The organism is Pseudocitrobacter vendiensis, from assembly GCF_943590815.1.
GTDB classification, from domain to species: Bacteria; Pseudomonadota; Gammaproteobacteria; order Enterobacterales; family Enterobacteriaceae; genus Pseudocitrobacter; species Pseudocitrobacter vendiensis.
This window is the reverse complement of record NZ_CALSBS010000008.1, coordinates 182,450-201,173: the sequence shown is the minus strand read 5'-3', so window position 1 is coordinate 201,173 and position 18,724 is coordinate 182,450. Positions and strand designations below refer to the sequence as shown.

General features: G+C 53.1%; 21 protein-coding genes. 10 read left to right on the top strand and 11 right to left on the bottom strand.

The annotated features are described in order from the left end of the window. The first annotated feature begins 449 nt into the window (after positions 1-449). Both alaA and yfbR read left to right on the top strand, forming a co-directional pair. Positions 450-1,667: an alanine transaminase AlaA gene (gene alaA, locus NMC31_RS11455; RefSeq protein ID WP_015963650.1), complete on the top strand. Its 1,218-nt coding sequence runs from the start codon at positions 450-452 to the stop codon at positions 1,665-1,667. 77 nt (positions 1,668-1,744) lie between these two features. Then, complete coding sequence (yfbR, locus tag NMC31_RS11450; protein WP_253897984.1) at positions 1,745-2,344, top strand: 5'-deoxynucleotidase; 600 nt, start codon at positions 1,745-1,747, stop codon at positions 2,342-2,344. A gap of 114 nt (positions 2,345-2,458) precedes the next feature. Here yfbR and NMC31_RS11445 read toward each other — a convergent pair whose 3' ends face one another. The 4 genes from NMC31_RS11445 to yfbV all read right to left on the bottom strand — a co-directional run bounded on the left by NMC31_RS11445 (position 2,459) and on the right by yfbV (position 6,080). Next, positions 2,459-4,291, bottom strand: coding sequence for an SLC13 family permease (locus NMC31_RS11445; protein ID WP_253897983.1), 1,833 nt, complete (start codon positions 4,289-4,291; stop codon positions 2,459-2,461). 85 nt (positions 4,292-4,376) lie between these two features. Continuing rightward, on the bottom strand, positions 4,377-5,036 hold the full coding sequence (locus NMC31_RS11440; RefSeq protein WP_253897982.1) for a sugar phosphatase: 660 nt from the start codon (positions 5,034-5,036) through the stop codon (positions 4,377-4,379). A gap of 11 nt (positions 5,037-5,047) precedes the next feature. Then, entirely contained in the window at positions 5,048-5,542 is a 495-nt protein-coding gene (locus tag NMC31_RS11435) for a YfbU family protein (RefSeq protein WP_149462008.1), read from the bottom strand. An 82-nt stretch (positions 5,543-5,624) separates the two neighbouring features. Then, positions 5,625-6,080 (bottom strand): terminus macrodomain insulation protein YfbV, encoded by a 456-nt coding sequence (yfbV, locus tag NMC31_RS11430; protein ID WP_149462007.1) that lies wholly within the window; start codon positions 6,078-6,080, stop codon positions 5,625-5,627. A gap of 337 nt (positions 6,081-6,417) precedes the next feature. On the opposite strand from yfbV, the gene ackA reads away from it, so the two are divergent. Both ackA and pta read left to right on the top strand, forming a co-directional pair. Beyond that, positions 6,418-7,620, top strand: coding sequence for an acetate kinase (gene ackA, locus NMC31_RS11425; protein WP_015963644.1), 1,203 nt, complete (start codon positions 6,418-6,420; stop codon positions 7,618-7,620). 78 nt (positions 7,621-7,698) lie between these two features. Beyond that, complete coding sequence (pta, locus tag NMC31_RS11420; RefSeq protein ID WP_149462006.1) at positions 7,699-9,840, top strand: phosphate acetyltransferase; 2,142 nt, start codon at positions 7,699-7,701, stop codon at positions 9,838-9,840. 97 nt (positions 9,841-9,937) lie between these two features. Here pta and yfcD read toward each other — a convergent pair whose 3' ends face one another. Genes yfcD through yfcF form a run of 3 tightly spaced genes read right to left on the bottom strand, consistent with a single transcriptional unit; the run spans position 9,938 to position 11,797 of the window. Then, complete coding sequence (gene yfcD, locus NMC31_RS11415; RefSeq protein WP_015963642.1) at positions 9,938-10,489, bottom strand: NUDIX hydrolase YfcD; 552 nt, start codon at positions 10,487-10,489, stop codon at positions 9,938-9,940. A gap of 55 nt (positions 10,490-10,544) precedes the next feature. Next, on the bottom strand, positions 10,545-11,096 hold the full coding sequence (gene yfcE / locus NMC31_RS11410; RefSeq protein ID WP_015963641.1) for a phosphodiesterase: 552 nt from the start codon (positions 11,094-11,096) through the stop codon (positions 10,545-10,547). A gap of 56 nt (positions 11,097-11,152) precedes the next feature. After that, complete coding sequence (gene yfcF / locus NMC31_RS11405) at positions 11,153-11,797, bottom strand: glutathione transferase (RefSeq protein ID WP_253897981.1); 645 nt, start codon at positions 11,795-11,797, stop codon at positions 11,153-11,155. A 148-nt stretch (positions 11,798-11,945) separates the two neighbouring features. Between yfcF and yfcG the strand changes: the two genes are divergently transcribed. The 6 genes from yfcG (at position 11,946) to NMC31_RS11375 (ending at position 15,499) form a co-directional block, all read left to right on the top strand. Further along, positions 11,946-12,575, top strand: coding sequence for a GSH-dependent disulfide bond oxidoreductase (yfcG, locus tag NMC31_RS11400; RefSeq protein ID WP_253897980.1), 630 nt, complete (start codon positions 11,946-11,948; stop codon positions 12,573-12,575). A 58-nt stretch (positions 12,576-12,633) separates the two neighbouring features. After that, on the top strand, positions 12,634-12,996 hold the full coding sequence (gene folX / locus NMC31_RS11395; RefSeq protein ID WP_149462003.1) for a dihydroneopterin triphosphate 2'-epimerase: 363 nt from the start codon (positions 12,634-12,636) through the stop codon (positions 12,994-12,996). Positions 12,997-13,017: 21 nt separating this feature from the next. Beyond that, positions 13,018-13,911, top strand: coding sequence for a TIGR01777 family oxidoreductase (locus NMC31_RS11390; protein ID WP_253897979.1), 894 nt, complete (start codon positions 13,018-13,020; stop codon positions 13,909-13,911). 201 nt (positions 13,912-14,112) lie between these two features. After that, positions 14,113-14,370: a hypothetical protein gene (locus NMC31_RS11385; protein WP_253897978.1), complete on the top strand. Its 258-nt coding sequence runs from the start codon at positions 14,113-14,115 to the stop codon at positions 14,368-14,370. A gap of 3 nt (positions 14,371-14,373) precedes the next feature. Continuing rightward, entirely contained in the window at positions 14,374-14,937 is a 564-nt protein-coding gene (locus NMC31_RS11380) for a helix-turn-helix transcriptional regulator (RefSeq protein ID WP_253897977.1), read from the top strand. Positions 14,938-14,992: 55 nt separating this feature from the next. Beyond that, complete coding sequence (locus tag NMC31_RS11375; protein ID WP_253897976.1) at positions 14,993-15,499, top strand: GNAT family N-acetyltransferase; 507 nt, start codon at positions 14,993-14,995, stop codon at positions 15,497-15,499. 26 nt (positions 15,500-15,525) lie between these two features. Here the strand turns inward: NMC31_RS11375 and hisP are convergent, their stop codons facing one another. The 4 genes from hisP to hisJ all read right to left on the bottom strand — a co-directional run bounded on the left by hisP (position 15,526) and on the right by hisJ (position 18,557). After that, positions 15,526-16,299 (bottom strand): histidine ABC transporter ATP-binding protein HisP, encoded by a 774-nt coding sequence (gene hisP, locus NMC31_RS11370; protein ID WP_015963634.1) that lies wholly within the window; start codon positions 16,297-16,299, stop codon positions 15,526-15,528. A 7-nt stretch (positions 16,300-16,306) separates the two neighbouring features. Continuing rightward, on the bottom strand, positions 16,307-17,023 hold the full coding sequence (locus NMC31_RS11365) for an ABC transporter permease (RefSeq protein ID WP_149461998.1): 717 nt from the start codon (positions 17,021-17,023) through the stop codon (positions 16,307-16,309). Further along, a complete protein-coding gene (locus NMC31_RS11360; protein WP_015963632.1) occupies positions 17,020-17,706 on the bottom strand; it encodes a histidine ABC transporter permease HisQ in 687 nt (228 codons plus the stop codon). Before NMC31_RS11360 ends, NMC31_RS11365 begins: the two co-directional genes overlap by 4 nt. Positions 17,707-17,774: 68 nt before the next feature. Next, complete coding sequence (gene hisJ / locus NMC31_RS11355; protein ID WP_015963631.1) at positions 17,775-18,557, bottom strand: histidine ABC transporter substrate-binding protein HisJ; 783 nt, start codon at positions 18,555-18,557, stop codon at positions 17,775-17,777. Between the last annotated feature and the right edge of the window lie 167 nt (positions 18,558-18,724).

Sequence of the window (18,724 nt, the reverse complement as noted above, 5' to 3'; positions counted from 1 at the left end):
ACAATTCTTAATGATTACTTTGCAATTTAAAATAAAACATTAATGACCCTCAGAGCGGTTCATTAACAATGATTAACATTGAATTCACAGAGAAATGTATTAGTCATGATGTATATGTTTGATGAATTCATTCACAATTAATATTACTAAAGCATTGCTAAAGTATATCTCGACACTTTTTTTCGTCTGACTTAACTGTTTTGTTTTTAATCAGTCACAACCACTGAAAACCAACAACCACACAACACAAGAAGCTATAAAACCGTAAATTACCAACACATATAATCAGTAATTTCGCTGGATTATAGTTAAAAAGAATGTGCTGTAACATTTAAAATGACAAAATCTTCTCCTGTTGACCCTTCAAAACAGCGGTGATGCGGAGTACATTATTCCGAGCTGACTTCCATGGCTGGGAGTGGCGATAACAGCTAAAAGGTTAAAGGTTCATGTCTCCCATCGAAAAATCCAGCAAGTTAGACAACGTCTGTTACGACATCCGTGGCCCGGTTCTGAAAGAGGCCAAACGTCTTGAAGAAGAAGGCAACAAAGTTCTCAAGCTTAACATCGGCAACCCGGCCCCCTTTGGGTTTGACGCGCCGGATGAAATTCTGGTCGATGTGATCCGCAACCTGCCAACAGCGCAAGGTTATTGCGACTCCAAAGGTCTCTATTCCGCCCGTAAAGCTATTATGCAACACTACCAGGCGCGCGGCATGCGCGACGTGACGGTAGAAGATATTTATATCGGCAATGGCGTATCTGAACTGATTGTGCAGGCCATGCAGGCATTGCTGAACAGCGGCGATGAGATGCTGGTGCCGGCACCGGATTACCCGCTATGGACAGCAGCCGTCTCACTTTCCGGCGGCAATGCGGTGCATTATCTGTGCGACGAATCTGCCGGCTGGTTCCCGGATCTCGACGATATTCGCGCCAAAATCACCCCGCGAACCCGTGGCATTGTGATTATCAACCCAAACAACCCAACCGGGGCGGTCTATTCCAAAGAGCTGCTGCTGGAAATCGTCGAGCTTGCCCGCGAACACAACCTGATCATCTTCGCTGACGAAATCTACGATAAGATCCTCTACGATCACGCCCAGCACCACTCTATCGCCGCGCTGGCCCCAGACTTACTGACCGTGACCTTTAACGGCCTGTCAAAAACCTATCGCGTGGCGGGCTTCCGTCAGGGCTGGATGGTCCTGAACGGGCCGAAAAAACATGCGAAAGGGTATATTGAAGGGCTGGAAATGCTGGCCTCAATGCGCCTGTGCGCCAACGTACCGGCGCAGCATGCCATCCAGACGGCGCTGGGCGGGTATCAGAGTATCAGCGAATTTATCGTACCTGGTGGTCGCTTGTATGAGCAGCGTAACCGCGCGTGGGAACTGATCAACGAGATCCCTGGCGTCTCGTGCGTGAAGCCGAACGGCGCGCTCTATATGTTCCCGAAAATCGATGCTAAACGCTTTAACATTCACGATGATCAGAAAATGGTGCTTGATTTCCTGTTACAGGAAAAAGTGCTGCTGGTTCAGGGAACGGCGTTTAACTGGCCGTGGCCGGACCATGTGCGTATCGTCACGCTGCCGCGCATCGACGATCTGGAGATGTCGATTACCCGCTTTGGTCGCTTCCTCTCAGGTTACCGTCAGGCGTAAGACGTTGGCCGGATTTGCATCCGGCCCGCATCTCAGCGCACAATGACCTTTACTGATGTTACCGAGTAAGGGTCGCTATGAATCAGAGTCATTTTTTTGCCCACCTCTCCCGCCTGAAGTTAATCAACCGCTGGCCATTGATGCGCAATGTGCGCACGGAAAACGTCTCTGAACACAGTTTGCAGGTGGCGATGGTTGCCCATGCGCTGGCCGCGATTAAGAACCGCAAATTTGGTGGACAGGTCAATGCCGAGCGTATTGCACTGCTGGCGATGTACCACGATGCATCAGAAGTCCTGACCGGCGATTTACCGACACCGGTGAAATACTTCAACTCACAAATCGCCCAGGAATATAAGGCTATCGAGAAGATTGCGCAGCAGAAACTGGTTGAGATGGTGCCGGACGAGTTGCAGGATATTTTTGCGCCGCTGATTGATGAACATCAGTACAGCGACGAAGAGAAATCTATTGTTAAACAGGCCGATGCGTTGTGCGCGTATTTGAAATGCCTGGAAGAGTTATCGGCCGGGAATAACGAGTTTTTGCTGGCAAAAGGTCGGCTGGAGAAAACACTGTCAGAACGGCGTAGCGAAGAGATGGACTACTTTATGGAGGTGTTTGTGCCGAGCTTCCATTTGTCGCTGGACGAGATCAGTACTGACTCACCGCTGTAGTGCGGTCTGTTGTTGCCGGATGGCGCTGGCGCTTATCCGGCCTACAGGTGCATCCAACATTATCAACCCACGCAGGCCGGATAAGGCGAAGCCGTCATCCGGCTTTATCGCCACTCAAAACGGAAACAATACCGGTATCAGCAGCACGCTGACAATCATCACCAGAATGGTAAACGGTACGCCAATTTTCACAAAATCGCTGAAGCTATATTTTCCCGGCCCCAACACCAGCGTGTTCACCGGTGATGATACCGGCGTCATAAAGGCTGCCGAGGCCGCCATCGCTACTACCATGGCGAACGGATAAGGTGAAACCCCCATCGATTTCGCTGCCGCCAGCGCAATCGGTGCCATCAATACCGCCGTTGCTGTGTTGGAAATAAACAACCCGATAGTCGCGCACATCACAAACAGACAGCCCAGCATCAGGTAAGGCCCCTGCCCGCCACCGATATCCATCAGCCCTTTCACCACTAAATCAACGCCGCCGGTTTTTTGCAGCGCCAATGCGAACGGCATCATCCCCACAATCAAAATGATGCTCGGCCAGTGAATGGATTTATAGGCGCTTTGCGCATCAATACAGCGGAATTTCCCCATCAGCAGGCAGGCAATAATCGCCGCAATCGGGTTAGGAATTTCATCTGTCAGCATGAGGGCCACCATCAGTACCAGACAGAAAATCGCATGCGGCGCCTGGCTATGAGCGGGCGAGGCGTCGCTCACTTCAACCGGAAGATTAAGCACCACGAAATCGCGCCCTTTCTGCGCCAGCTGATTGATGAGTTTCCAGTTCCCTACCACCAGCACGATATCGCCAAGTTCCAGTGGGATGTCTACCACCGAGCCGTCCAGCGCTTCGCCGTTACGTTTCATCCCCACGACGTTCAGACCATAACGGGTACGAAACGCGATTTCGCGCACCGTTTTCCCCAGCAGTTCCGATTCCGGGATCAGCGACACTTCCGCCATCCCCACATCCAGCGCCTGATCGGCAAAGTATTCACCGCGCAGCACCATCGGCTCAAGCATCTGCTCGGCGCAAAAATCACGCAGATCAACGTCTGCGGCCGACATATCAATCAGCAACACATCGCGGGCGCGGAATTCAGATACCCCGTTCACATTCACAATCACCCGACGGAAACGGCGCCAGCGCTCCACGCCGATAACGTTCGCGCCGTAACGTTCACGCAGCTTCAGGTCATCGAGTCGCTGGCCAATCATTGGCGAGCCGGGGCGAATCGCCAGACGGCGCGCGCGTCCGGTTAGGCGATAAGCTTTAATCAGATCGCGAAACGTGCTGCGTTTACCGCCATCGCGAGACAATGACGGGTCTTCACCTTTGAACATGAAGCGCATCAGCAGCATATAAACAATACCGAGCAACAGCACGACCAGACCTATCGGGGTGACGCTGAAGAAGCCAAAGCCGTGTAGCCCTTCGCGAACTAATTCACTGTTGACGACCAGGTTTGGCGGCGTCGCCACCAGCGTCATCATCCCGCTGATAAGCCCGGCAAAACTGAGCGGCATCATCAGGCGAGACGGCGAGATATTCATGCGCATCGACACGCTAAGCACAACGGGAATAAAGATAGCTACCACGCCGGTTGAGCTCATAAACGCACCGAGACCGGCGACGGTGAGCATCAGATAGACCAGCATCTTGGTTTCGCTGCTGCCAGCAACCTGCACCAGCCACGCCCCCATCTTGGTGGCCACGCCGGTACGCACCAGGCCATCGCCGATGATAAACAGGGCGGCAATCAGAATAACGTTGGGATCGCTAAAACCTGAAAAGGCTTCGCTGAGGGTTAAGGTACCGCTTAATACAAAAGCGACAATCACTAACAGTGCGATAGCGTCCATGCGCACTTTGCCCATCGCGAACAGCACAACCGCGGTGGCCAGAAGAGAGAGCACCCAAATCAATTCACCGTTCAAAACACATCCTTGTCAGAAAGATAAGTGATAAGTATTGGCATGATGGCAGAAAAAAGCCCCGTGAATACGGGGCCAAATCATAAGATTATGCTTTTAATGTGACATCGACGATGCCGTCAGGCTGTTTAGCAATATTGAGCGCAGCAAGCGTCGTCAGCACAAAATCGGCTTCATTAAGACGTGGCGCATCTGCTGGCACGTTAACCGCTATCACATGACACCCTGCCGCCAGACCGGAGAGCACGCCCGCCGCCGCATCTTCCACGACGGTACAATCCTGCGGGGCGAGCCCTAACAGCTCCGCGCCCAGCAGATACGCATCCGGCTCTGGCTTGCCCCGTTTCACGCGCTCGGCGGTGACGAAGACTTCCGGCATCGGCAGCCCCGCCGCCTTGTGGCGCGCATGAGCAACCGGAATTGAGCCCGACGTCACTATCGCCCATGGAATGTGGTTTGCGTTCAGCGTTTCGAGCAACTCAAGCGCGCCTGGCAATGCGACCACGCCGTCCGTATCGCTGGCTTCAATCTGTTCAAGGCGGGTGAACTCGGCCTGGATCGTCTCTTCAGATTGCCCCGGCATAAAGTGGCGAAGCGAGGTGATCGCTTGTTTACCGTGGATAAAACCGAGGATCTCATCGTGCGGTATACCGAAACGATCGCCCCAACTGCACCATGAGCGTTCCACGACCGGCAGAGAATCTACCAGCGTACCGTCCAGATCAAACAGAAAACCTTTACACTGCACAGGCGCCTCCATCAGGCGTTGATGATTTGATTAATTTCGTTGCTGCTTAAATGATACTGGCGCGGGCAGGAGTGCCAGACGTTAAGCATGCGCTGATATTTTTCCCACATTGGGGTCTGGGCGTTAAAGCCGTGCGTTCCTGCGTCAAAATGGGTATAGCGACCTTCAACATTGACCATGAAGCGAACATAGCTCAGGAAGCGGGCTTCGGTCGCCGCATCAAAGCCAAGGAAGGTAACGCGACGTTCGTCGATAGTGTCGGCGTCTTTCAGATTGGTCCATGAAACGTGCAGCGCGTGATACATCTCCATGATGTCGATGACGATGCGGCAGGTTTCTTCTTTTAACTCACCGAAGTCGCGATCCAGTTCGCGCATTTGCAGGCCAAAACCGCGCTCAATGATGGTCTGCAGACGGCGATAGCGTTCCGCATTATCGGGATCAAGCATAGTCATCATTTTGTATTGGTTAGACAAAATCAGACGTTGAGCATGGGTCATTTCCATTTTTACGACTCCTGTTGCGCTTTGCAGCATAAAAAAAGACACAAACGTTGTGTCTTCTTTTATATGCGTTTTTGATGGTTAATTACAAATCATCAAGGAAAGTTTTATCCAGTTGTTTGAAGGCGCGCTTAAGCGTGTCAGCCAGAGCCTGATAATCGGGCTTTCCTTCTACCGGGGCGAGCGCCTGCCCGGCCTCCTGTAATTTGCCACGCACGTCGTAGAACCATTGCAAGGTGGATGGCGGTAGCGGCGTAACGGAGCGTTTACCCAACCACCATAGCCCCTGCATCGGCAGGCTCAGAGCAAACAGCGCGGTGGCAACGGCCGGGCCAAGTTGCCCACCCAGGGCAATTTGCCAGCACAGCGTAAAGACCGCTACCGGCGGCATAAAGCGGATAGCATAGCGAGTGATGCGGATCGCGCGGTTTTCGATAAACACCGGCGCAAGGCGTTTTTCCAGCGGCCACGTCTTAGAGTAGTGCTGCCCCCGGCGGAACAAACTAAAAAAACTGACCGAGCGATTTTCGGGCGTCGACATGGCTTACCTCAACTTCACATATAAAAATTAAAAAATTCGTGCAAATCCACAACTGGGTATGACAACGTTCAAAACATTTTGGCATACACCCTGCAATCGGGTATCCTGTGCCAGCCTGAGATGAGGGCTAGTCTATCTCGTCCAGTCCGTCAAATTATCGCATATTCTGCCATTGGCTGAAAAATATGCAAAATGACTTAGAATCAATATGTATTTCTTCCATCCTGCCTCAAAATCGATTCAGGCATGATGTTAATCATAAATGTCAGTCTCATCCTGCGCTACGCTTTGTGACTCCTGACGTTTTTTTAGCCACGTATCATAAATAGGTACTTCCATGTCGAGTAAGTTAGTACTGGTTCTGAACTGCGGTAGCTCCTCACTGAAATTTGCCATCATCGATGCACTGAACGGTGACGAGTACCTCTCTGGTTTGGCCGAATGTTTCCATCTTCCTGAAGCACGTATCAAATGGAAAATGGACGGCAGCAAACAAGAAGCGGCTTTAGGTGCAGGCGCCGCTCACAGTGAAGCGCTGAACTTTATCGTTAACACTATTCTGGCACAAAAACCAGAACTGTCTGCACAGCTGACTGCGATTGGTCACCGTATCGTACACGGCGGCGAGAAGTACACCAGCTCCGTTGTTATCGACGAATCCGTCATTCAGGGCATCAAAGACTCTGCCTCTTTTGCTCCGCTGCACAACCCGGCTCACCTGATCGGTATCGCCGAAGCGCTGAAATCCTTCCCGAATCTGAAAGACAAGAACGTGGCTGTATTCGATACCGCGTTCCATCAGACCATGCCGGAAGAATCTTACCTCTATGCTCTGCCGTACAGCCTGTACAAAGAGCACGGCGTTCGTCGCTACGGCGCGCACGGCACCAGCCACTTCTTCGTGACTCAGGAAGCGGCCAAAATGCTGAACAAACCGGTTGAAGAACTGAACATCATCACCTGCCACCTCGGCAACGGTGGTTCTGTTTCTGCAATCCGTAACGGCAAATGCGTTGACACCTCTATGGGTCTGACTCCGCTGGAAGGTCTGGTGATGGGTACGCGCTCTGGCGACATCGACCCGGCTATCATCTTCCACCTGCACGACACCCTGGGCATGAGCGTTGATGCTATCAACAAAATGCTGACCAAAGAGTCTGGCCTGCTGGGTCTGACCGAAGTCACCAGCGACTGCCGTTATGTTGAAGACAACTACAAAGAGAAGGCTGACGCTAAACGTGCAATGGACGTTTACTGCCACCGTCTGGCGAAATACATCGGTTCTTACACTGCACTGATGGACGGTCGTCTGGACGCCGTTGTCTTCACCGGTGGTATCGGTGAAAACGCTGCAATGGTTCGCGAACTCTCCCTGGGTAAACTGGGCGTTCTGGGCTTTGAAGTTGATCACGAACGTAACCTGGCTGCTCGTTTCGGTAAATCTGGCTTCATCAACAAAGAAGGCACCCGCCCTGCTGTTGTGATCCCGACCAACGAAGAGCTGGTTATCGCGCAAGACGCCTGCCGTCTGACCGCCTGATTCCACACCGCCAGCAATGCTGGCGGTGCTGTTTTGTGCCCGCCAAAATCGGCGGCAACGAGCAAAAGAGGATAAACCGTGTCCCGTATTATCATGCTTATTCCTACCGGAACCAGCGTCGGCCTGACCAGCGTCAGCCTGGGCGTCATCCGTGCTATGGAACGTAAAGGCGTTCGTCTGAGCGTCTTCAAACCTATCGCTCAACCGCGTACCGGTGGCGATGCGCCAGATCAGACCACCACTATCGTGCGTGCGAACTCTGCTATCCCGGCGGCAGAACCGCTGAAGATGAGCCACGTTGAGTCTCTGCTGTCCAGCAATCAGAAAGATGTGCTGATGGAAGAGATCATCGCTAACTACCACGCGAACACCAAAGACGCGGAAGTGGTTCTGGTTGAAGGTCTGGTGCCGACTCGCAAACATCAGTTTGCCCAGTCACTGAACTATGAAATTGCTAAAACGCTGAATGCCGAAATCGTCTTTGTGATGTCTCAGGGTACTGATACCCAGGAACAGATCAACGAACGCATTGAGCTGACTCGCAGCAGCTTCGGCGGCGCGAAAAACACCAACATCACCGGCGTTATCGTTAACAAACTGAATGCCCCGGTTGATGAGCAGGGCCGTACTCGCCCGGATCTGTCCGAGATCTTCGACGATTCCACCACTGCAAAAGTGATTAAAGTCGATCCTGCTAAATTGAGCTCTGCCAGCTCTCTGCCGGTTCTGGGTGCGATTCCGTGGAGTTTCGATCTGATCGCAACCCGCGCAATCGACATGGCGCGTCACCTGAATGCGACCATCATCAACGAAGGTGACATCAACACTCGCCGCGTGAAATCCGTGACCTTCTGTGCACGTAGCATTCCGCACATGCTGGAACACTTCCGTCCGGGTTCACTGCTGGTGACCTCCGCTGACCGTCCTGACGTTCTGGTTGCCGCCTGCCTGGCTGCAATGAACGGCGTAGAGATTGGCGCACTGGTTCTGACTGGCGGCTATGAAATGGACGCGCGTATCAGCAAACTGTGTGAACGTGCCTTTGCGACCGGCCTGCCGGTATTCATGGTGAACACCAACACCTGGCAGACCTCTCTGAGCCTGCAGAGCTTCAACCTGGAAGTCCCGGTTGACGATCACGAGCGTATTGAGAAAGTTCAGGAATACGTTGCTAACTACATCAACGCTGACTGGATCGAGTCTCTGACCGCGACCTCCGAGCGCAGCCGTCGCCTGTCTCCGCCAGCGTTCCGTTATCAGCTGACCGAGCTGGCGCGTAAAGCGGGCAAACGTGTTGTTCTGCCGGAAGGCGACGAACCGCGTACCGTTAAAGCGGCCGCTATCTGTGCTGAACGTGGTATCGCAACCTGCGTACTGCTGGGTAACCCGGATGACATCAACCGTGTTGCTGCTGCACAGGGCGTTGAACTGGGCGCTGGCGTAGAAATCGTTGACCCGGATGTGGTGCGCGAAAGCTATGTTGCTCGTCTGGTCGAACTGCGTAAAAACAAAGGCATGACCGAAACCGTTGCCCGCGAACAGCTGGAAGACAACGTGGTTCTCGGCACCCTGATGCTGGAACAGGACGACGTTGACGGTCTGGTTTCCGGTGCGGTTCACACCACTGCGAACACCATCCGTCCGCCGCTGCAGCTGATCAAAACTGCGCCGGGCAGCTCTCTGGTTTCCTCTGTGTTCTTCATGCTGCTGCCGGAACAGGTTTATGTTTACGGTGACTGCGCGATCAACCCAGACCCGACTGCTGAACAGCTGGCAGAAATCGCAATTCAGTCCGCTGATTCCGCAACAGCTTTCGGTATCGAACCGCGCGTTGCGATGCTCTCCTACTCCACCGGTACCTCTGGTGCAGGTAGCGATGTAGAGAAAGTTCGCGAAGCGACGCGTCTGGCGCAGGAAAAACGTCCTGACCTGATGATCGACGGCCCGCTGCAGTATGACGCCGCCGTTATGGCTGACGTTGCGAAATCTAAAGCGCCGAACTCTCCGGTTGCAGGTCGCGCTACCGTGTTCATCTTCCCGGATCTGAACACCGGTAACACCACCTACAAAGCGGTACAGCGTTCTGCCGACCTGATCTCCATCGGGCCGATGCTGCAAGGCATGCGCAAACCGGTTAACGACCTGTCCCGTGGCGCGCTGGTTGACGATATCGTCTACACCATCGCTCTGACCGCGATTCAGTCGGCTCAGCAGGACTAATACAGCCTGCCGCCCCGTCACCGGGGCGAAAAAAAATCCAGGGGGTTAACCTCTGGATTTTTTTATGGGCGCAACACGCCATCACATTTTCAGCACGCTACTCTTTGTCAGCAGTTTCCGGCTCGTGTGACTGATTCTTCGCATTGCGACTCATCCACAGAGCCAGCGCCTTCAGTGAATCTGCGGTAAATTCATCACAGCGTGCGGTGATCTCTTCCGGCGTCAGCCAGCACACTTCGCTGACCTCTTCTTCCTGCAACGCAAACGGCCCGTGAGAAACGCAGCTAAACAGGCTTCCCCAGACGCGGCAGTGCTTGTCTTCAAAGTAAAATTGCCCATGGTCGGCAAACGGCACGCCAGCAATGCCCAGTTCTTCTTCTGCTTCGCGACGCGCTGAGTCGAGCATCTGCTCATCAGACTGCACCACACCGCCTGCCGTCGCATCCAGCAAGCCAGGTTGGTAATCTTTGGTCTCGGTGCGACGCTGCACCAGTATTTTCCCCATACCGTCATGAACGACAATGTAGGTAGCGCGATGACGCAGACACTGAGCCCGCATCTGTTCACGGCTGGCCTGCGCGATTACTTCATTGTCTTCGTTGACGATATCTACCCATTCCGTGCTTGCCAAATGATTCTGCTCGACCATCAGAAAAGTTTCTCCAGGAGCGCTCTTGCGGCGCATTTTACGTTTGTCGGCTAAATTACGGGTTAATCACAACCTCTGCAATAACCTGTTGATCATTGAGTGCGAAAACTTGCAGTTTATCGCCGTCCAGCATGCCGTAACTGGCGACATTTCCGCCTTTCGGGATACTGACCGAGCCGGGGTTGAAAAGAAAAATCTCGCCGCGCTTCTCTGCTACCGGAAGATGCGTATGTCCGGACACCAGCACGTCACCTGCCGCCAGCGGCGGAAGGTTATCGGGGCCATAGAGATGACCATGTGTCAAAAACAGACGCTGATTTTCAGTCAGGATCTGCTGCCAGGGCGCGGTGATGGGAAAGTGCAACAGCATCTGGTCCACTTCGCTGTCGCAGTTGCCGCGAACGGCAATAATCTGGCTCGCCAGCGGGTTGAGGCGTTCGGCTACCTGAGCCGGTGCGTAGCCCTCAGGCAATGCATTTCGCGGCCCGTGATAGAGGATATCGCCAAGGATAACCAACCAGCGGGCACCGCTTTGTGCAAAGAGTGACAATACGCGTTCGGTCGCGGGCAGAGAACCATGAATATCCGATGCAAACATCAGCTTCATTTATCAAATCTCCACACATGAAAACCGTACTATCATAATGGATTCCGTTCGCGTTTTCAGCCTGCGCGTTTCGCTGAAAGCGCAACATAGCGCAGAACGGAAGAACGCTGCCACTGGAACTCGGCGTAGTCGGCAAGCGCCTGAGGAACATCATCTCCATTCAGCACCAGGCGATTAAGCATCAGTGCCAGATCCGTATCCGCGATACACCATTCACCAAACAAATTTTGCTGGCCGTGAGCCAGTAATGCGCTCGCCGTGTCAAACAGTTTAGCGGCGCTTGCTTCTCCTGCGCGGGTTAATGGCGTTTTTTTTACACCAGCAAATACCACATCCGTTGAGCGCTCTTCGCGAATCGGCATCAGGTCGCTGCGCAACCATGCCTGAATCTGCCGCGCTCTGGCGCGTTTTTGCATATCATGCGGATAAAGCCTCTCCCACTGCGGCGGGGCAAACCGCTCATCAAGATATTCGGTAATGGCCGATGACTCGCTCAGCTGGAAGTCGTCAATTTCCAGCAAGGGTACGCGTCGCGTCTGGCCATAGCCTTTCCAGCCTGACTGAAGATGTTCGCCGTTGTTCAGCGACACGGTTTTGAGCGTGAACGGCAGGCTTTTTTCCTGCAACGCCACGAAAACGGACAAAACATAAGGCGAGAAAAAATCGGAATCGGACCAAAGGGTAATAACCGGTTTGCTCATAACATGCTCACTGTCTGATGGCGATAAATCAACATATCCTGTCTTTTCATGCTTGTCACTTATCGCCGCCATGAGGATTTTGCATGTCATCCTCAAGTCGCAACAGAGGCCTATACTTAGGTAACAACCACCACGAATCGGAGAGACGATGATAGACCTCTACTATGCGCCCACCCCGAACGGCCACAAAATTACGCTCTTCCTTGAAGAGGCAGAGCTGCCCTATCGCTTGATTCGCGTCGATATCAATAAAGGCGAGCAGTTTAAGCCGCAATTTCTCGATATCTCACCGAATAACAAAATCCCGGCCATTGTTGATCATCAGCCGGAGGACGGCGGCGCCCCATTTAGCCTGTTTGAATCCGGGGCCATCCTGCTCTATCTGGCAGAAAAATCTGGCCAGTTGCTGAGCGGCGAACTACGTGAGCGTCATACGACGTTACAGTGGTTGTTCTGGCAGGTCGGCGGCCTGGGCCCGATGCTGGGACAAAACCATCACTTTAATCACTTCGCCCCGCAACCCGTTCCCTATGCCATTGAACGATATCAGGTGGAAACTCAGCGCCTTTATAGCGTGCTGAATCAACGCCTTGCCCATCACCCGTGGATTGCAGGCGATCGCTACAGCATTGCCGATATCGCCTGCTGGCCGTGGATAAATTCCCACGTGCGGCAACGTATCGATCTTGCCACCTACCCGGCGGTGCAAAACTGGTTTGAGCGCATCCGCCAGCGCCCGGCAACCGCGCGCGCCATGCAGCAGGCGCAGCCCCATTAAGTGGCCGATTGCTTTCGTGTATGATGGCTGGGAAAACGATAAAAGGGAGTAATCTGCAATGTCTCAGCCAGACGCTATTATCCGCATCAAAAATCTTCGCCTGCGCACCTTCATCGGGATTAAGGACGAAGAGATAGCCAACCGACAGGATGTGGTTATCAATATCGAAATTCGTTACCCGGCAGACCGCGCCCGCAACAGCGAAGATATTAACGATGCGCTGAACTACCGTACGATCACCAAAAATATCATTAGCCACATTGAGGGTAACCGCTTCTCACTGCTGGAGAAATTAACTCAGGATGTGCTCGATATCGCACGTGAACATCACTGGGTCACCTATGCTGAAGTTGAGGTCGATAAACTTCACGCGCTGCGTTATGCCGACTCCGTTTCCATTGCGATGAGCTGGCGACGTTAAGCGCTTCCTGACGGAGGTGGCATGAAGATTCTGATTACCGGAGGCACCGGGCTGATTGGCGGCCATTTAATCCCACGCCTGCTGGAGCTGGGTCATGCGGTGACCGTGGTTACCCGCAGCCCGGATAAAGCCCGACAGCATTTTGGCTCGCGAGTAGAGGTCTGGAAGGGGCTTGACGACAAACGCACGCTTGATGGCATAGATGCCGTCATCAATCTGGCGGGCGAGCCTATCGCCGATAAACGCTGGACCGATACGCAAAAACAGCGGCTGTGCGAAAGTCGCTGGCATATCACGGAAAAGATTAGCGCATTAATTCAGGCCAGCGAAACGCCGCCTGAAGTGCTGATATCAGGCTCTGCGGCGGGGTATTATGGCGATCTCGGTGAAGTTGTGGTGACCGAAGAAGAACCACCGCACAATGAATTCACCCACAAACTCTGTGCGAAGTGGGAACAGATTGCCTGCACCGCGCAAAGCGATCGTACCCGCGTTTGCCTTCTACGCACCGGCGTCGTGCTGGCCGCGAAAGGCGGTATTCTGGGAAAAATGCTGCCGCCGTTCAAACTTGGTCTCGGCGGGCCAATCGGTAGCGGCCGACAATATCTGGCGTGGATCCACATCGACGATATGGTCAACGGCATTTTGTGGCTGCTCGATAACCCGCTTCGTGGGCCGTTCAATATGGTTTCCCCGTACCCGGTGCACAATGAACAATTCGCCTATTCCCTTGGCCATGCGCTACATCGCCCCGCCATTCTTCGCGTACCCGCCACGGTCATTCGTCTGATGATGGGTGAATCGTCGGTACTGGTGCTTGGCGGGCAACGCGCCCTGCCGAAACGGCTGGAAGAGAGCGGTTTTGTCTTCCGCTGGCACGACCTTGATGAAGCGCTTGAGGATCTTTTAGCCTGAAACAGGGCACTCCTGTAAAGGGGAGTGCTTTCCTGAAGGCGCCTCGCATAACGTCACTATGCCTGGTTAACGACTTTCATCAACGTGAGGTCGCTTCCAACATCGTCAAAAAAGCTCTGTCATAACCCTCCCGTGATTATTTTATATCACAATCATGTTGACGAACGTCAACACCCTCTTCATACTCACGGGACCTCGCTGATGAAGGAACATCCAGATAAACATATCAGAGCAGCAATCCACTACGCGCTGGAACAAGGTTGGATATTTGTCGCTGGCGGTAAAAGCGCCCACTGTTTTGGCAGATTGAAATGCGGCACTCCCAAACATCAGGAACATATGATGAGCATCTGGTCTACACCTACCGTACCCGTACACCACGCACACCAAATTATCCGTATGGTGGAAAGGTGTAAGCCTGGCGTGATACTCATCCAAAACAACACAAAGGAGCAGTGAACAATGCCACTCTTTAATTTCACGTTAACGCTCTCTGGCGTCAACGCCAGCACACCCGGCCTTGAGGATGCGTTATATGCAGCAGGCTGCCAGGATGCGCTAGTCTGTTTTTACGGCACTTCCGTCTACATTGAATTTGACCGCGAAAGCCCCTCACTGGATGCTGCCATTTTATCCGCCATTCGTGACATCGAATCATCCACCTCGCTACATGCTCGTGTGGAATCCGTCGATTCTGCACTGGTTGGCTTAAGTGATATCGCCGGGTTAACCGGGCTGACCCGCCAGGCGGTTGCACTTTTAAAGGAAGGCGCGCGTGGTAGCGGTAATTTCCCTGGGCCTGTACAACGCATGAAAGGCAACTCCCCGCTCTGGCGCTGGAGCAGCATCGTTGACTGGCTGGTTTCTGAAGCACGCATTTCCGCTGATTCCCCGCTGGTCACCCAGGCACACATCATGGATAGTCTGAACCTTGCGCTACAGCTTCGAGCCTCACTGGAAAGCCAGACGGTGCTCAACTATTACCATGGTCTTAGCAGTCCCCACTCTGCGCTTAAGAGCCTGTAATCCCAAACGTTGAGGTGTTAAGGTAATCGCTTCTTTACCCGTTATGGCATTGAATATGATTATCCTCACCACGCCGCGTCTGTTGCTCTCATCCTTCAACGAATCTGACTGGCCTTTTTTCCTGCGACTCCGCCAGGATCCTCAGGTGATGCGTTACATGGGTGATGTATTGAGTGACGCAGCGTTGCGAACGGTTTTCGATGCGCGCTGCGCCGATAGTGGCGTATTCGTTATGCGTGAAAACAGCGGTGAGCCAATCGGTGATATTGGCTTACGTATTAGCAGCAAAAATCCACACGAAGCCGACGTCGGCTATGCGCTGTTGCCAGGCGCGCAGGGAAAAGGCTATGCCCGCGAAGCCCTGAGCGCTATCTGTCAGTACGGGTTTACTGAACTGGGTGTCAATGCCATCAATGCCTGGGTGTTGGGCGAGAACCGTAGCTCTTCGCGCCTGCTGGAAAAACAGGGTTTTGTGCGCATTCAGGTCCTGGAAAATGCCTATCATCTGAATGGTATCGATTACGACGACTGGGTCTATCGGCTGGAACGTCCAAACGAATAGCCCGGCAAAGAGCCGGGCTGAAAAGATTACTTCAGCGAACCTTTGAGGAACTGTTGCAATCTCGGGCTTTGCGGGTTATCGAACAGTTGTTCAGGGTTACCCTCTTCCTCAATTTTGCCCTGATGCAGGAAGATAACGTGTGACGAAACGTGACGAGCAAAGCCCATTTCATGCGTCACCACCACCATGGTTTTTCCCTCTTCCGCCAGTTGCTGCATGATGCGCAGCACCTCGCCCACCAGCTCCGGGTCCAGCGCGGAGGTCGGCTCATCAAACAGCAGAACTTCTGGCTCCATCGCCAATGCACGGGCAATCGAAACACGCTGCTGCTGGCCGCCGGAAAGATGCACCGGATATTTCGCCTGCTGACGCGCATCGATGCCCACCTTCGCGAGATATTTTTCCGCTCGCTCGCGCGCTTCCTGCTTGCTCAGGCCCAGCACCTGAATTGGCGCTTCCATCACGTTCTCCAGCACCGTCATGTGGCTCCAGAGATTAAAGTGCTGGAAGACCATCGTCAGACGGGTACGCAGCAGCCGCAGCTGATTTTTGTCAGCGACTTTCAACTGACCGTCTTTATCACGCACCAGCCCGATATTCTGGCCGCTCACCACAATCGTGCCTTCGCTGGGTTTTTCGAGGAAGTTAATGCAGCGCAGAAAAGTACTTTTCCCCGACCCGGACGAGCCAATAATACTTATCACATCCCCGGCGTCGGCCTTCAGTGATACCCCTTTCAGCACCTCGTGTTCGCCGTAGTGCTTATGCAGATCGATTACGTTTAATTTATTCTCAGGCATCGTGTTCTCAGTGCGAAGAAGAAGGTTTTACATGCTGCAACCAGCGTTTTTCCGCTTTGCGGAACAGAGAGATCAGCACATACGAGATAATCAAATAAAGCACCGCCGCAATCCCAAATGCCGTAAACGGCTGATAAGTGGCAGAGTTGATATCTCGGGCAATCTTCAGTAAGTCCGGCACGGTGGCGGTGAATGCCAGCGCCGTTGAGTGCAGCATCAGAATCACTTCATTGCTGTAAGCCGGCAGCGCGATACGCAGCGCCGACGGTAAAATAATGCAGCGGTAAAGCTTAAAGGAGGAAAAACCATAGGCGCGCGCCGCTTCAATTTCACCCGCCGGCACCGCGCGAATGGCACCCGCGAAAATCTCGGTCGTATAAGCGCAGGTATTCAGCGTTAGCGCCAGCACCGTACAGTTCAGGCCGCTGCGGAAAAAAGCGTTCAGCAGTTCGGTGCCTTTCACGATTTCGAGCGTATACATGCCGGAATAAAACACCAGCAGTTGCACATATAACGGCGTGCCGCGAAAAATATAGGTAAACAGCCACACCGGGAATCTGATGTATTTATTACTGGAGACGCGCGCTATGGCGAGAAACAGCGCCAGAATGCCGCCCATCACCACGGAAGAAATCAGCAGCCACAACGTAATGGCGACGCCGGTAAAGCGATAACCATCCGTCCACAGCAGGGATTGCCAGTATTCCTGAATAATCTCAATCACAGGTCAGCCCTCTTCACGCCCACGGAGTAACGGCGTTCGAGCAAGAGCAGCACACCATTGGAAACGGTTGTAAACACAAGATAAATCAGGCCACAGACGATGGCGAAGTAAAAGGGTTCCCAGGTACTTTTCCCGGCAAGCTGGGTGGCCTTCACCACATCTTCCAGCCCAAGCAGCGACACCAGTGCCGTCGATTTGAGAATAACCTGCCAGTTATTACCAATCCCCGGCAACGCGTAGCGCATCATCGCCGGGAACAGAATGCGGCGAAACGTCTGCCCGCCGGTAAAGCCAAAGGCGGTCGCGGCTTCAATGTGCCCTTTCGGCACCGCCATAAACGCGCCGCGGAAGGTCTCGGTAAAATAGGCGCCGTAGATAAACCCAAGCGTAATAATACCGGCGATCATCGGGTCGATGTCGAACTGGCTCAAACCGAGTGAATCGGTCACCACGTTCAGCGCCATCTGCAACCCATAGAAAATCAATAACATCAGCACGAGATCTGGCACGCCGCGAATCAACGTCGTATAGCCTTCAAATATCAGCGCCATCACGCGATTATTGGAAAGCTTTGCGCCAGCCCCAACCAGGCCGATAAGCACCGCCAGCACCACCGAACTGATTGCCAGCTCGAGGGTCACCAGCGCGCCCTGAAAAATGACTTGTGAAAACCCGTAAAGCATTCAGCCTGCCCTGTCTTATTATCACCGTCGCCCCATTCTGAGGCGGGGCGACGGGTGGTCAGCGAAAATTATTCGCCGTATACGTTAAAATCGAAGTACTTCTTCGCCAGCTTGTCGTACGTACCGTCGGCACGCATTTCAGCAAACGCTTTATTCAGCGCTTCACGCAGTTCGTTATCTTCTTTGCGCAGGCCCATACCGGTCCCCACGCCAAACAGTTTTTCATCTTTGATGGATGGGCCACCAAACGCGTAATCTTTACCAATCGGTTGTTTCAGGAAACCTTCGCTTGCCGCGACTTCATCCTGGAACGCCGCATCAATACGGCCCGCCGTCAGGTCAGAGTAGATGTTGTCCTGGCCCTGATAAGAGACAATCTCAACGCCTTTTGCCGCCCAGTGTTCATTCCCGTAAGTTTCCTGAGTAGTCCCCTGCAGCACGCCGACGCGTTTGCCTTTCAGCGTGGCGAGATCAGGCGTTACCGGGGAGCCTTTTTTCACAACCAGGCGAGAGTCTGCTGCATACAGTTTGTCGGTAAACGCGATTTCCTGCTGACGTTTTTCGGTGATCGACAGCGAAGACATAATGGCATCGATTTTCTTCGCTTTCAGAGAGGGGATCAGCGCGTCCAGCGGGTTCTCAACGAAGGTACATTGTGTCTGGATACGTTTACACAGCTCTTTTGCCAGATCGATATCAAAACCAATCAATTCACCCTTCGCATTCTTTGATTCAAACGGTGCATAGGTTGGGTCAGTGCCAATTCGTACTTTTTGTGGGATTGCTGCGAAAACACTCGAAGCGCTTGAAAGCGCCAATACCAGAGAAAAAGATAACGCCAGCTTTTTCATAATTATCCTCGACTGCCTTTGATTTCTGCGGGTTTGTCCAAAAAATCCTGAGCAGTTATCGTGCCACTTTTCAGCCCAGAATGGCAAAGCATTCTGCCCTGTCTGTTGGCTTTTTTCTCACTAATAATGCGTATTTATGCAGGAATGCACCACTTTTGTGCACAGGG